General features: G+C 67.6%; 8 protein-coding genes. 5 read left to right on the top strand and 3 right to left on the bottom strand.

The genetic code is table 11. The annotated features are described in order from the left end of the window. Window positions 1–481: 481 nt before the first annotated feature. Both dnaE and OCEPR_RS09355 read right to left on the bottom strand, forming a co-directional pair. Window positions 482–4,150, bottom strand: coding sequence for a DNA polymerase III subunit alpha (gene dnaE / locus OCEPR_RS09345; protein ID WP_013458474.1), 3,669 nt, complete (start codon window positions 4,148–4,150; stop codon window positions 482–484). Window positions 4,151–4,876: 726 nt separating this feature from the next. Beyond that, entirely contained in the window at window positions 4,877–5,674 is a 798-nt protein-coding gene (locus OCEPR_RS09355; RefSeq protein ID WP_013458475.1) for a class I SAM-dependent methyltransferase, read from the bottom strand. A gap of 188 nt (window positions 5,675–5,862) precedes the next feature. On the opposite strand from OCEPR_RS09355, the gene OCEPR_RS09360 reads away from it, so the two are divergent. Genes OCEPR_RS09360 through phnE form a run of 3 tightly spaced genes read left to right on the top strand, consistent with a single transcriptional unit; the run spans window position 5,863 to window position 9,115 of the window. Further along, a complete protein-coding gene (locus OCEPR_RS09360) occupies window positions 5,863–6,741 on the top strand; it encodes a phosphate/phosphite/phosphonate ABC transporter substrate-binding protein (protein ID WP_013458476.1) in 879 nt (292 codons plus the stop codon). A gap of 17 nt (window positions 6,742–6,758) precedes the next feature. Continuing rightward, on the top strand, window positions 6,759–7,508 hold the full coding sequence (gene phnC, locus OCEPR_RS09365) for a phosphonate ABC transporter ATP-binding protein (protein WP_013458477.1): 750 nt from the start codon (window positions 6,759–6,761) through the stop codon (window positions 7,506–7,508). Continuing rightward, window positions 7,505–9,115 carry a phosphonate ABC transporter, permease protein PhnE gene (phnE, locus tag OCEPR_RS09370; RefSeq protein ID WP_013458478.1) on the top strand — a complete coding sequence of 537 codons (1,611 nt, stop codon included), beginning with the start codon at window positions 7,505–7,507 and terminating at the stop codon, window positions 9,113–9,115. Before phnC ends, phnE begins: the two co-directional genes overlap by 4 nt. Before the next feature lie 59 nt (window positions 9,116–9,174). On the opposite strand, the gene OCEPR_RS09375 is transcribed toward phnE, so the two are convergent. Continuing rightward, a complete protein-coding gene (locus OCEPR_RS09375) occupies window positions 9,175–10,116 on the bottom strand; it encodes a prohibitin family protein (RefSeq protein WP_013458479.1) in 942 nt (313 codons plus the stop codon). Between the two features lie 164 nt (window positions 10,117–10,280). Here OCEPR_RS09375 and OCEPR_RS09380 point away from each other — a divergent pair, with 164 nt between their 5' ends. Together OCEPR_RS09380 and OCEPR_RS09385 are read left to right on the top strand one after the other, a co-directional pair. Next, a complete protein-coding gene (locus tag OCEPR_RS09380) occupies window positions 10,281–11,933 on the top strand; it encodes a carboxypeptidase regulatory-like domain-containing protein (RefSeq protein WP_013458480.1) in 1,653 nt (550 codons plus the stop codon). A gap of 3 nt (window positions 11,934–11,936) precedes the next feature. Then, window positions 11,937–14,474, top strand: coding sequence for a S8 family serine peptidase (locus OCEPR_RS09385; RefSeq protein ID WP_013458481.1), 2,538 nt, complete (start codon window positions 11,937–11,939; stop codon window positions 14,472–14,474). The last annotated feature ends 51 nt before the right edge of the window (window positions 14,475–14,525 follow it).

Genomic DNA, 14,525 nt, shown 5'->3' on the forward strand with positions numbered 1-14,525 from the left:
CGGCAAGGGGGAGGTTGGGTTGCCGCATGCGCCGGACCTCTCCTGCGGATTTCATGCCCCCTCCCACCCCCTGCCGACCGCCCCCGCTGCCGCCGTCCCCGACGAGGCGCAAAACGCCGAGACCGGGGGTCTTGGCGTTGCTGTGGGTTGCGGACGAACCGGCGCACCGTCTTCGCCTCCTGCATTTCGAGTAACCGGCCCCTAAACCGCGGGCATTAAGATTCCAGGCCTGTCCCGGACATGATCCGGGGCCCCACGCCGTACGCGACGCCGGGATTTCGTCACTGCAGGAAAAGCCAATAGATCTAGGGGAAGGTTTTAAATCCTTCCCTACCGTTATCAAGCGCTACGCACCATGAACCCCGCACAGACAACCGCCCCCCCCCCCCCCATTCTCCGTAACGAGCCCTCCACAGGCCACCGGCTGCAGGCCACAGGCCACGCCGTTGCTGCGCGCTACGAACTGCGTACCGTTCGCCGCTTAGAAAGGCACCACTTCCGCCTGGCCCTCGCCGCCCAGCTTGCCCGCGAGCAGCGCTTCGCGGTCGGGCAGCGAGCGCACCTCGAGCCCCTCCAGCTTTTCCAGCTCGGGCGCAACGCCGGGGTCGACGCGCACCTCGCGCGCCTCCAGAAGCGCCCAGCCCCCGGGGCCGCGCACCTTCAGATAGACGGGCACGACGCCCGGGTACTCGTCGAGCAGGCTGCGCAGGTCGAGCAACCGCTCGTCGTCCATCAGGCTCAGGTCGAAGCCCAGCTCGAGCACCTGGGGCAGGCCGTCCAGCTCCTCGTAGAGGAAGACGTCCTGCACCATCACCCGCAGGCTCTCGCCGTCGGCGTCGGGCTCCACGTCGCAGACGGCGATGACCGGCATGTCCTCCTTGACCCGGGTCATCACCCGGTCGTAGGCGCGGCCGAAGACGACCACCTCGAGCGCCCCCGAGGCGTCGGCCAGGTTGAAGCGCGCCATCATCCCGCCCGAGCGCGTGGAGCGGCGGGTGATCTGCTCGACCATGCCCGCGAGCAGCACCCGCACCCGCGACTTGGAGCCCGAGTTCTGCTCGTACCAGCGCGCCAGCTCGGTGACCTGGCAGGTGGCCGCCTCGGCGAGGCCGGGGTAGTGCTCGAGCGGGTGCCCGGTCACGTAGATGCCCAGGGCCTCCTTCTCGAAGCGCAGCCGGATCACCTCCTCGAGCGGCGCGGTCTCGGGCAGCGGCGGCTCGGTGAGGCCGTCGTCGAAGAGGCCGGTCAGGCCGCCCGCAGCCTTCTGCTGCTCGGCGGCGGCCCACTTGAGCAGGCCCTCCATGGCGTCGAGCATCTGGCCGCGCTCGCCGAAGGCGTCGAAGGCGCCGGCCTTGATGAGCGACTCGAGCGCCCGCTTGTTGACGTGGTGCAGGTCCACCCGCCTGAGGAAGTCGGGCAGGCTGCGGAAGGGCCCGCCCTTCTCGCGCTCGTTCAAAATGCTCTCCACGGCGCCCTCGCCCACGTTCTTGACCGCCGAAAGGCCAAAAAGGATCTCGCGCCCGACGACGCGGAAGTCGGCCCCCGAGCGGTTGATGTCGGGCGGCAGCACGTGGATGCCGCCGGCCTCGGCGTCGCGAATGTACTCGGCCACCTTGTCCGAGTTGCGGCGTTCCACCGTGAGCAGTGCGGCCATGAACTCGACCGGGAAATGGGCCTTGACGTAGGCCGTCTGGTACGAGATCAGCGAGTAGGCCGCGGCGTGCGACTTGTTGAAACCGTAGTTGGCGAAGGCCTCGAGCAGGTCGAAGATGCGGCTGGCCTCGTCGGGGGGCACGCCCCGCTTCTCGGCGCCGGTGATGAAGCGGTCGCGGTGGGCCTTCAGCTCCTCGACCTTCTTCTTGCCCATCGCGCGGCGAAGCAGGTCGGCTTCGCCCAGGGTGTAGCCCGCCACCGCGCTGGCGATCTGCATGATCTGCTCCTGGTAGACGGGGATGCCGTAGGTCTCGGCCAGGATGGGCTCGAGCATTTCGGCGGCGTGGGGAAACTCGGCGTAGCTCACCGGCTCCTGCCCGTGGCGGCGGCGCAGGTAGGTGGGGATGTTGTCCATCGGCCCCGGCCGGTAGAGCGAGACGATGGCGATGATGTCGTGCAGCCGCTCGGGCTTGAAGGCCTTGACCGTGTTCGTCATCCCCGTGCCCTCGAGCTGGAAGACGCCCTTGGTGTCGCCGCGCCCCAGCATCTCGAAGGTCTTGGGGTCGTCGAGGGGCAGGTTGTCGTAGTCGAGCTCGACGCCCGCGGATTCCTTGACGATGCGCTTCGCTTCGTCGAGGAACGAGAGCGTGCGCAGCCCCAGGAAGTCCATCTTCAAAAGGCCCAGCGCCTCCACCGAGCCCATGTCGTACTGGGTGACGACGCCGTCGCCGCGGGTGTCGCGCATCAGCGGCACCAGGTTGGTCAGCGGCTCGTCGGCGATCACCACGCCGGCGGCGTGCACCGAGGCGTGGCGGTTGAGCCCCTCAAGGCGCTGAGCGATCTCCAGGACCTCGCGCACCGTCTCGTCCTGGCGCATCGCCGCCTTGAGCTCGGGGATCTGCTCCATCGCCCGCGCCAGCGGCAGCGGCTTGCCGAACTGCACCGGGATCAGCTTGGCCAGCTGCTCGGCGCGCTTGTACTCGAGCCCGTAGACCCGGGCCACGTCCTTGAGCGCCGCCTTGGAGGCCAGCGTCCCGAAGGTGGCGATCTGGGCCACCTTGTCCTCGCCGTAGCGCTCGCGGACGTAGTCGATCACCTCGTCGCGGCGCACGTCCGAGAAGTCGGTGTCGATGTCGGGCATGCTCACGCGCGCGGGGTTGAGGAAGCGCTCGAAGAGCAGGCCGAACTCGAGCGGGTCGATGTTGGTGATGCGGATCGCGTAGGCCACCAGGCTGCCCGCGGCGCTGCCGCGCCCGGGCCCCACGCTGATGCCGTGGTTCTTGGCCCAGTTGATGTAGTCCTGCACGATCAGCAGGTAGCCGGGGAACCCCATCTGCTCGATCGTGCCCAGCTCGTACTCGGCCCGCGCCAACGTGGCCCAGCCGTCCCACTCCTGAACGTTGCGCACGTCGGGGAAGAAGTCCACCCGCTCCCGCGCCTTTCGGTCCAGCCGCGCGAGCTGCAGGATCAGGTCCTCCTCGTCCTCGGCCGGTTCGATCTCGAGCCGCGTCAGGTAGGCGCGGTAGAGCGCCGGGTTCACCCGGTCGGGGTAGCGCTCCAAGAGCCCCTTGAAGGTCAATTCGCGCAGGTACTGGTTCTCGTCGCGCCCCTCGGGCAGCGGGTAACGCGGGATGCGGTAGGTCATCTTGTCGCCCACCGGCAGCTCGACGTTGCACATCGCCGCGATCTCGGCGCTGTTGCTGAAGATCTCGTCGGGCCAGTCGGGGAGCGCCTTTTTCATTTCCTCGGGCGTCTTGACGTAGAACTCGTCGCAGGGGAACTTCCAGCGGTCCTCGTCGGCCAGCGTCGCCTTCGACTGGATGGCCAGGAGGACCTCGTGGGCGCGGGCGTCCTCCTGCTTGACGTAGTGGCCGTCGTTGGTGGCCACCATGCCCAGGCCGTACTTCTGCGCGAACTCGCGCAGCACGGCGTTGACCTTCTTCTGCTCCTCGAGCCCGTGGTCCTGGATCTCGATGAAGTAGCGGTCGCCGAAGATCTCCAGGTACTCGTTCAGCCGCTCCTCGGCGAGGTCTTCGCGGTCCGCCAGAATGAACTGAGGGATCTCCGCCCCCAGGCAGCCCGAAAGCGCGATGATGCCCTCGTTGTGCTCGCGCAGGATCTCGCGGTCGATGCGGGGCTTCATGTAAAAGCCCTCGAGGTAGGCCCGGCTCGCGAGCCGCACCAGGTTCTGGTAGCCCTTGAAATCCTTGGCCAATAGGGTCAGGTGGAAGTAGCCGCCGTCGAGGCCCTTGCGCATCGTGCGGTCGAAGCGGCTCTCGGCGGCCACGTAGGCCTCGTAGCCGATGATGGGCTTGACCCCGGCGGCCGTGGCCTTCTTGTAGAACTGCACCGCCCCGAAGAGGTTCCCGTGGTCCGTGGTCGCGAGCGCCGGATCGTCCGGCGTCGTCTGTTTGACCCACTGGATCAGCTCGTCCAGCTTGGCCGCGCCGTCGAGCAACGAGAACTGGGTGTGCTGGTGCAGGTGGGCGAACTTCATGGGGTCAGTTTACCGGCCGGAGCACGCCCACGGATGTGGAGGCAGGGCCTTCACGGATGTGGAGGCAGGGCTTTCGGCCTTGCAGCCTGGCGCGTGTCGGTACGCACTTGGCGCCGAACCGAAAAGGCGAATTTCCGTCGCTCTGGGCGAGAAAACCACAGGTTCCTGATATCCCGGATCAAGTCCGGGGCAGACCCGGAACTTCGACGGACGCGCCGCATCGAGCTGGCGGTTAGGCAGGACCGCCGCGCAATCTTCCCGGTCCCCATCACCTAGAAGACCCGGGACCTTGCTTCACTCGTCCGGCGTGACGAGGTGAGTGGGTGACCATGAGGTGCAGGGGGCGGGGAAGGAAGCGGGCCGCACGACAGCGCGGGCCATGCGGTCGGGGGTCATCACCTGGCCGCCTTCGGGGCCGACCAGCTTGACGGCGCTCCTGGCACTTACGGGCAGGCCCGGGAAGAAGGCATAGAGCGCGGCGAGGGGAGCAAGAAGGCGCTGGCGAGGAGCATACGGCGACCCCAGGCGCGCCTGGCGGGGTCGTGCAGCGCCAGGGCGAAGACGACAAGCAGGGGCAGGCCCAAAACGACGAAGCTGGGAACGAAGGAGATCCAGGAAAAGGCGGAGATTAGGAGCTGGTAGAAAAGGGAGAGGAAAAGCGCGGCGGTTCCAAACCAACCAAGCGTCGATCCAAGGCAACGGCCGTAGCGCCGCAACACGGTGGCGTTACTCCGGCAGCCGGGTGCTGCGCAGCATGAACTTCCAGGGAATCGGGTACGGCTGGTCTAGGTCGGGGTAGGTCTCCTGCACCCACGCCCACAGGCGTTCGATTGAGGGCCGGAAGACCTCGGGCGGCACCTGCCAGGTGTAGGAGTAGAGGCGCTCTTCCAGGATTTCCATCGTCTGCCGCGGGGTCCGCTCCTCTACCCATTCGGCCACCGCCTGGGTCTGGGGCTCGAGCCCCAACTGCTCCAGCGCCCGCTCCACCTCGTCGAGCCGGCGCGTGTGCGCACCGCGTTTGAGCTCGTACCCCATCTCGGCCAAGAGCTCGCGCCAACGCTCCTGGATGTTCCAGTCCTCGCTGGGCCCGGTGGAAACATCCCAGCCCTCGTAGAGCATGCCCCCGGGAGCCAGGACCCTGAGCGCCTCGAGCAGGGCCCGTTGCCAGTCGGGGATCAGGTGCCACAGGTGCACGCCGATGACCGCGTGGAAGCTGTCCTTGGCGAAGGGCAGGCTGCGCGCGTCGGCCTCGACCAGGCGCACCTTGCGCGCCACCCCGGCGATCTTGTAGCGCATCACCTCGAGCATCGCCGGGCTCACGTCCACGCCCACGAACTTGTGACCCCGCGCGATGATGGGCACGCCCACGCGGCCCGTGCCCACGCCCAGCTCGAGGAAGACCGGCTCACGGAAACGGTCCTCCACCGGCGCGATGATGGCGGTGGCGATCCGCCCCGAAACCTCGGGCGGGTGGTAGCGGGTTCGGTCGTAGGCGTAGGCCACGCGGCCAAAGTTCAACGTCATCGAGCGAGCAGCACTTCCTCTCCGGGCCAGGCTTATGACAACCCCGACGTTCAAAATGTATAATATTAAGAATTAATACTTCTGTCCAGTAAACCCTCAGGTTTTGCGTAGACCACGCGGTTTCTCCTGGAGTCAAATCCCGCCCAGATGACCGTGTTCCCCCTGTGGGCATGGTAAAGTTAGGCGCTATGAAAAGAATATGGGTCTTGCTCCTGGTCCTTTTGGGCCTCACCGGCGTGATGGCGCAGAGCGCGCTCAAGGTTCGCATCGGCTTCAACCCCACCCAGAACTCCGACCAGCTCAGCCAGGCCGCGCAGGCCATCGCCGACTTCATCGAAGACCAGCTCGGCGGCGCGGTGGAGGTGGAGGTCTTTCTCCCCACCGAGTACCGCGGTCTGGTCGAGGCCATGCGCTCGGGCAACCTCGACTTCGCCTTCTTCCCGCCCGACGGCTACGTGATCGCCTCGCGCGAAGCCGGCGCCAAGGTGCTGCTCAAGAGCGTCCGATTCGGCAACGCCTTCTACTGGAGCGCGATCATCGTCCGCAAGGACTCGGGCTACGACACCATCGCCGACCTGGAAGGCAAGACCATCGCCTGGGTCGACCCCAACTCGGCCGCCGGCTACGTCTTCCCGCGGGCCGCGCTGCTGGCCGCGGGCATCAACCCCGACGAGTTCTTCGGTAAGCAGGTCTTCGCCGGCAAACACGACGCCGCGGTGCTGGCGGTGCTCAACAAGTCGGTGGACGCCGCCGCGGTCTTCGCCAACGACGACCAGAACAAGTCGGGCGCCTGGACCCAGTTCCTCTCGCCCGAGGAAGCGGCGCAGATCCACGCGATCTTCTACACCAAACCCATCCCCGGCGACACCTTCTCGGTCTCCAAGGAGTTCGCCCAGCAGTACCCGCAGCTCACCGAGAAGATCAAGGCCGCGATCATGACCTGCAAGGTCAAGGAAGGCTGCGACCTGCTCAAGAACCTCTACCGCATCGACTACATGGTTCCCGCCACCGACGCCGACTACGACGTGGTGCGCGAAGCCCGCAAGCTGCTGGGCCTCGACAAGTAGGAGGCGCGAAGGGTTCCATGATCGAAGCGAAGGGTCTCGGCGTCGTCTTTCCCAATGGAACCGAGGCGCTGCGGGACATCAACGTAACCATCGATGACGGCGAGTTCGTCGCCGTCATCGGCCTTTCGGGCGCCGGCAAGTCCACCTTCCTGCGCACCCTCAACGGTCTGGTGCGCCCCACGTCGGGGACGGTGCGCGTGGGCGGGGTCGAGGTGAACCGGCTCTCCGGCCGCTCGCTCGCGCAGTTCCGCCGAACCGTGGGCTTCATCTTCCAGCAGTTCAACCTGGTCACGCGGCTGACCGCGCTCGACAACGTGCTGCACGGACGTTTGGGCTACCTCCCGACCTGGCGCGGGATCCTGGGCCTTTACAGCGAACGCGACTACGAGCTGGCGGCGGGCTACCTCGATGAGGTGGGGCTCGCGGGCAAGGAACACGTGCGGGTGGACAACCTCTCGGGGGGGCAGCAGCAGCGGGTGGCCATCGCGCGCGCGATGGCGCAGCAGCCCCAGCTGGTCCTCGCCGACGAGCCCATGGCCAGCCTGGACCCGCGGCTCTCGGACGTGATCCTGGGCCTGCTCAAGAACTACAACGAGGCCCACGGGGTCACGGTGCTCGTCAACATCCACGTGCTCGAGCTGGCGCGCCGCTACGCCCGCAGGGTGCTCGCCTTCAACCAGGGCCGCCTTGTCTTCGACGGCCCCACCGAAACCCTGACCGACGACCTGGCCGCGCAGATCTACGCCGGCAGCCTGGAGGCGCTATGACCTGGGTCTTCCCCGTGCTGGGCGCACTGGTCGCCGTGCTCACCTCCATCTCGCGCGGCTCGGCGCGCCGTTACCTCTACGCCTCGGGCCTCGGGCTGCTCGTGCTCTTCTTCGCCTTCCCCTTCTCCAGCGCCCTCGGTTACCTGAGCCGTGAGGCCGTGCACCCCACACCCGCAGGCCTGCTGCCCAGCTACCCCTTGCTGGGATTGATCGCGCTTGCGGGGCTGGCGGCGCTGGCGCCGTGGCCCCGGCGCCTACACGGCTGGGTCGGAGCGCTCGCGGGGCTGGCGGTGCTGGCGCTGATCTACGGCTGGCTGGCCCGGCCGGTCTTCCTGGCCCGGGTCGTGCCGCTGCCCGGGGTGATGGAGGGGGCGATCGCCCTGGGGCTGGCGCTGCTCGTCGGCCTGGCCGCCCGCGGCCGCGGATGGATCGTAAGCCTACTGGTTGCGCTGCTCGTCGGCGGGGGGAGCTACGTCCTGCTGGCGGGGCCCACGGGGCACACCTACTTCCCGCGCCTCGTGGGGTACTACAAGCTGCTCACCCCCGTCTCCGAACCGGAGACCCGAGCGCTGATCGAACGCTACAACGCGGGGCTGGAGAAGGCCAACGCCCTCAGGGCCGAGATCGGCCTCAAGAAGCTCGAGCCCATAGGGTCGCTCGCCGACCTGGAGGGCGGCCTCCCCAAGGATCTGGCCCGCGAGGGGGTGCGGCTGGTACGGCCCCCGAGCCTGCGCTACGGCACCCTGGCCGCGCTCTTCCTGGCCGGCCTGATGCTGGCGAGCGGCTTCTTCCTGGCCCGCAAACCCGAGCTGGCCGAGGAGGGCGACCTGACCGGCGGCCTCGTGGCCGCGGGCGTCTTCGCGGTGCTCGTGCCCTCGTTCTACGCGACCGAGTTCAGCCTGGCCAAGCTGGTAAAGGGCTGGCCCTTCTTCGTCAACTTCCTCGACCGCGCCTGGCCGCCGCGCCTCGCCGACCCGGCGCACAACGTCTTCCCGCTGCAGGAGGTGGCCAGCCAGATGGCGCTCACCGTCGAGATCGCCCTGGTGGGCACCTTCCTGGCCATGCTCTTCGCCGTGCCCACCAGCTTCTTGGCGGCCCGCAACCTCACCCGCGGCAGCGCCCTCACGCGCGCGGTCTTCACGCTGATGCGCGCCTTCTACAACGTCGACCGCGGCGTCGACACCCTGATCCTGGCGCTCGTCTTCGTGGCGGCCGTGGGCCTAGGGCCGTTCGCCGGGGTGCTGGCCATGGCCATCCACTCGATCGCCGACCTGGGCAAGCTCTACTCCGAGGCCATCGAGAACGTGGAGAAGGGGCCCATCGAGGCGCTCGAGGCCGTGGGGGCTTCGGGCACCGGGGTGGTGCGCTGGGCCATCCTGCCGCAGGTGCTGCCCCTCTTCGTCGCCTACACCCTCTACCGCTTCGAGATCAACTTCCGCGTCTCCATCGTGCTCGGCTTCGTGGGTGCGGGCGGCATCGGCTTCTTCATCCAAAACGCTATGGCCAGCGGGATGTACGACCAGATGATCATCGGCATCATCGCCATCGTCCTGGTCGTCAACCTGATCGACTTCGGCTCGTCCTGGCTGCGCAGCAAGCTGGTCTGAGCCGGAACGGCAACGACCGCCGCGGGATTGATCCGCGGCGGTCGGCACGTTTCTGGCGACTAGCGGGCCGGAGCCGCCTCTTCCAGCTTGCGCAGGTCGAGCAGGAAGTTGCCGTCGGTGGGCAGCATGATCGTCTTGATGTTGGGGGCCAGCTTCTCGGCCACGGTCAGCTGGATCACCTGCGGGTAGCGCTTCAGCGCCTCACCGCGCAGCTCCAGCGCCTTGGCCTCGCCTTCGGCCTTGAGGATAGCTGCGTCGCGCTCGGCCTGGGCCTCGATGACGCGCCGCTGGGCGGCGATCTCTGCCTGGCGGCGGCGGTTTTCCTCGATCTGCACCTGCTGCTCGGCCGTCTGCTTTTCCTCAATCACACGCGCCACCGTGTCGGGGATGCGGATCTCGCGCAGCAGCACCGACTCGAGGATGATGTGCTTCTGCGCCAGCGCCTCCCGCAGGGCGGTGGTCACCGAGCGCTCCAGGTCGCCGCGGCGGGTGCTGATCAGCTCCGCGGCGTTGAAGAGGCCGACGGCGTCGCGCACCTTGCTGCGGATCTGGGGCACGATCATCGTCTCGCGGTAGGCCGGGCCCACCTCCTTGTGCAAGAGCGGCGCCTTCGCCTTCTCGATGCGGTACTGCACGGTCACGTCAACCCCGATGTCCAGCCCCTCTTTGCTGCGCGCCTGGATGGGGCCGAAGCCGACCCGGCGGGCGTTGGACTTCGAGAGGGTGACCTCCTGCAGCCGCGCGTCGTAGAGCACCACCTCCTGCACGAGCGGCAGGACGAAGTGCAGCCCCTCGTCGAGGGCGTCGGGCTGCACGCCCGAGAAGACGTTGAAAACGACGCCCACGTGCCCCGCGGGGACGACCACGAAACTGCGCGAGACCACCCCGAGGAGCAACCCGGTAAGGATCAACGCCGTGCCCAGGCTGCGGCGCCCGGGCTGGGCCAGCAACCCGATGCCCAACACCACGGCGACCAGCGCCACGATCAGCAAGATTCCCATGCGCCCACTCTAACCCAGGGGCACCGGTTGACATTGGGATACAAAACCACGTTTAATTTGTCTTAAAGCTTTATCATCATTGCGCGGAGGTGAAAACTGAGCAACGCTGTGGCATTAACGATCGCAGGACCCTACTTGGATCGCAGGAGGAAAGAGGTGAGCGCATGAGGTTGAAACTATTCATCGGAGCACTGTTGATGTTGGTACTCGCCGCCTGCGGGGAGTTCGTGACCCCGAACGCCACGATCAGCGGCTATGTGGTGGACATGAAGGCCGGCGAACCCGTAGAGGGCGTCAGCGTGACCATCGTCCAAACCGGCGAATCCGCCACGACGGACGCCCAGGGCTACTATTCGATCGACACCAAGCGGGGCCGCTACACCCTGGTCTTCACCAAGGCCGGCTTCGCGACCTCGAAGGTGACGGGGCTCCTGACGCTCGACGAGAAGACCCTGTACAGCACCATCCTTCGCCCGGTGTTTGATCCCCAGGCCACCGTCGAACCCCCCGAGCTGAACCTCGACATTCCCGACTGGTACGAGCCGGGTCAGGAGATCACGGTCACCGTCAGCGGATCGGTCGCCGACCCCGACACCAACGGCTTCCAGTTCCTGGACGTGGCTCTCGGGCAGCAGGGCGGCAGCTCGGGCTACCTGAACGGCTACGTGCGCCATCAGCGCTTCTTCGACTTCGACGGCAGCGACAAAGAGGTCACGATCGACACGACGGGCTACAACGACTTCGTCACCGTGCACGCGGTCGCCTACGACGTCAACGGCAACCGCACCGAAGCCATCGGCTACCTCTACCGCAGCCCCGACCTCACCGCCGCCGCTCCCGCGAACCCCACCGACCTGAAGGCGCAGGCGGTCACCTTCGGCGACGTGGCCGTCTTCGGCACCCTGAGCGTCCCGGGCCTCACCGGCGACGCCATCGTGAACGCCATGAAGTCGGGCGACGTCGCGGCGCTGAAGCGGTTGGGCGAAGCGGTGCAGAGCGCCGCTAAACAAGGGACGGCCGCGCCCCAGGGCGGCAGCCTCGACAAGGCCATCACCTGGGTGGACCTCAACTGGGGCTACGATCCCAACGCCGCCGCGCCGGAAGCCTTCGAGATCTTCCGCAAGAACGGCGAGAACGGAGATTTCTACCGCATCGGCCGCATCGCCGCCGAGGACGCCCAGAACCTGGACGAGAACGGCGACCCGATCCCCGGTTCGTACAGCTTCCGCGACGCCACCCCCGGCACCCTTCCCGGCGTGCTGCTGACCTACCGCGTCGAGGCCGTGAACGGCGACAAGCGGGCCGCCTCGGACGCGTACAGCGTGACGCCGCTCCCGGTCTTCAAGGTGCAGGCCGTGTCCCCCGGCGACAACGTGACCGACGTGGACCTGGCCCCGGGGTACGTCATCTCGGTGGAGAACTCCTCGACGATCAACTACTTCATGGCCATCGTCCTCGACCGCGTGCAGGTGGACGGATTCAACGTCGAGTACCAATCGCCCCTGTTCGTCGTGAACGGAGCGGACGGCGAGTTCCATCCCTTCGCCAACTACGGCTACACCGGCATCCCCCACGGCTTGATCGACCTGGGCAATGGCTACGGGTTCTCGGGTGAAATCCTCCAGCCCTTCCACACCTACGACTGGCAGCCCTTCGCCGTGACCGCCCACGTCAACGACAACGGAGATATGGACGCGGTCTCGATCGGCTCCGACTTCTTCGGACTTTGGGGCCCCTTCGGCGTGGAGGACGGTCCCGTGAACACCTTCGTCACGGGCAGCGGCGTCGCCGCCACCGCCAACGCGGAGGGGAGGTAGATCATGAAGAAACTCTTCTATCTTGCTGGCCTGCTCCTGCTGCTCGCGGCCTGCAGCACCGGCGTCGTCCCCCCCAAGACCGGGGCTCCGGGGAGCAACGACGGCGCACCGGCCGTGGACGTGACGAAGCAGTACGTCCTCGGGCAGGTGATCGTCGGCTACCGCGACGCGGCCGACCTCGACACGATCCTCAACGCCCTCGGCGGAAGCCTGATCAGCGACTGGGCCCCGATCAAGGCCGCCCTGGTCGCGCTTCCCGACGGCATGTCGGTGGAGAAGGCGCTTGGCATGCTGGAACGTCGCGGCGACGTGCGCTACGCCGTCCCCAACCGGCTCGTCAAGGAACCCGAGCCGGTGAGCACGGTCAACACGACCGGCATGGGCGTCGGCGCCCTGGCCGACTCGCCGTACTCGGACCCCGACTTCGACAAGCAGTGGATGCACCGGCAGATGAACACTCCGGACGCCTGGGGCGCGGGGATCACCGGCGCCGGCGTGCGCATCGCCATCCACGACGACTTCATCGATCACACCCACCCCGACCTGCAGGCCAACATCGCCTACCCGGGTTTCTACGGCACCACGGGTGAGCTGATCTGCCCCGACACCCCCCACAACGGCTTGGGCACCCACGGCACCAGCGTGGCCGGCACCGCCGCCGCCGTGGCCAACGACATCGGCGGCCGCGGCATCGCCTACGGCGCCAGCATCGTGCCCATCGCCATCGACCACCCGGTCGAGGGGTACCTGACGCTCTCCGGCATCGTGAACGGCGGCCTTTTCGCCATTTACGGGCCCGACGGCCTCGGCATCACCGTGCCCGACGGCTGCGGTGACGGTTACTCCCCGCCGCCTGGCCGTCCCTACGTGGACGTCCTCAACATGTCCTGGGGCAGCGGCGCCTACGACCAGGTGATCAAGGACCTGATGGACTGGATGCTCAGCTCGGGCATCGTCCTGGTCACCTCGGCGGGCAACACCCCCACCACCGGCTTCGCCGAACCCGCCTGGCACCCCGGCCTGATCACCGTCGCCGCCACCCGCGCCGACGGCCAGCGGACCGACTTCTCGAACCGCGGCGTTCACCTCGACGTGGCCGCACCCGGCCAGAACATCTGGGTGCCCACGACCCGCCAGTGCATCCTCGACGACCCCACGGGCGCGAGCTGCACGGGTAACGAGGACGACTACACCTACATCGCCGGCACCTCGTTCTCCAGCCCCGCCACCGCGGGCGCGGTGGCCCTCATCCTCGAAGCCGCGGGCGGTCCCGGCAGCCTCGACGCGCGCCAGGTGCGCGCCATCCTGACCCAGACCGCCTGGGACGCCAACGCCGACACCCTTCCGGGCTTCGACGAGGACCTGGGCTGGGGCATCGTCGACGCCGGCGCGGCCGTGGTCAAGGCAAAGACCATCGCCGACGGCAGCGAGCCCGCCCCCGCCGCGGGCGCGAACCTCTACGTCGACGTCGTCGACGCCAACACCGGCACCCCGTTGCCGATGACGAGCGTGACCCTCGTTCCCCTGGACGACCAGGGCAACCCGCTGCCCGACCGCCCCATCCTGCCCACGCAAACCACGGGCACCGGCCTCTTCGGCGACGGCACCGCGATGTTCCTGCAGATCGACCCCGGCTACTACCGCGTCATGGTGGGCGGTCCGCACAAGAAGAGCGGGGTCGCCCCCGGGGCGGCCGAGGGGATCGTGCTGGTCTCGAGCGGCAGCCAGGGGTTCACCGTCCCGCTGAACATCCAGCTCCCCAGCGACCCCTACGAACCTAACGACAGCGCCTCGACGGCCACTCCGGTAACCGCAGGCACGACCTACAAGGGCATCATCTACAACCCCGATACCGGCAGCGACGTGGACTTCTACGCCCTCACCGTCACCGCGGGTAGCGAGTACGTGCTGAACACCGAGTCGCTCTCGGGCCAGATGGACCTCGCCATCACCGTCTACGCCAGCGACGGCACGACCGTCATCGCCTCCAACGACAACAACCAGTCCTTCACCGGCGACGCGTGGGTCAGCTTCACCGCGTCCGCCAACGGCACCGTCTACATCCGGGTTGAGGACCTGAACGGCTCCTCGAGCCCCTTCAACGGCTACGCCCTCGACATCGCCAGCCCGGTGGTGGCCGAGAGCGAGCCCAACGGTTCGGCGTCCGTGAGCGGCACCAACATCTCCAGCGTCGACTTCACGAACGCCCAGGGCGTGGCGCTCGGCTCGGCGGTGAACGCCTCGATCAGCCCGGCGGGCGACGACGACATCTTCATGCTGACGCTCACCGCGGGCACCACCCTGGTCGTCGACGTCGAGACCGTGAACAGCGGTGAGCCCGACACCATGCTCGCCGTCTACGACAGCGCCGGAAACCAGGTCGCCTTCAACGACGACTTCACCGGCCGCGAGTCCCGGCTCGAGTTCACGCCCTCCGCCGACGGCACCTACTACGTGCTGGTCACCGCCTGGGACGGCGACGCCGGCGGCAGCACCACCGGCAACTACGTCCTGAGCCTGACCCAGCTCGACGTGCCCTAGCCCCGTTCGGCGCGACCGACCCGGCGGCCGTGAGGCCGCCGGGTTTTCATG

Source organism: Oceanithermus profundus DSM 14977, from assembly GCF_000183745.1.
In the GTDB taxonomy this organism is placed as follows: Bacteria; Deinococcota; Deinococci; order Deinococcales; family Marinithermaceae; genus Oceanithermus; species Oceanithermus profundus.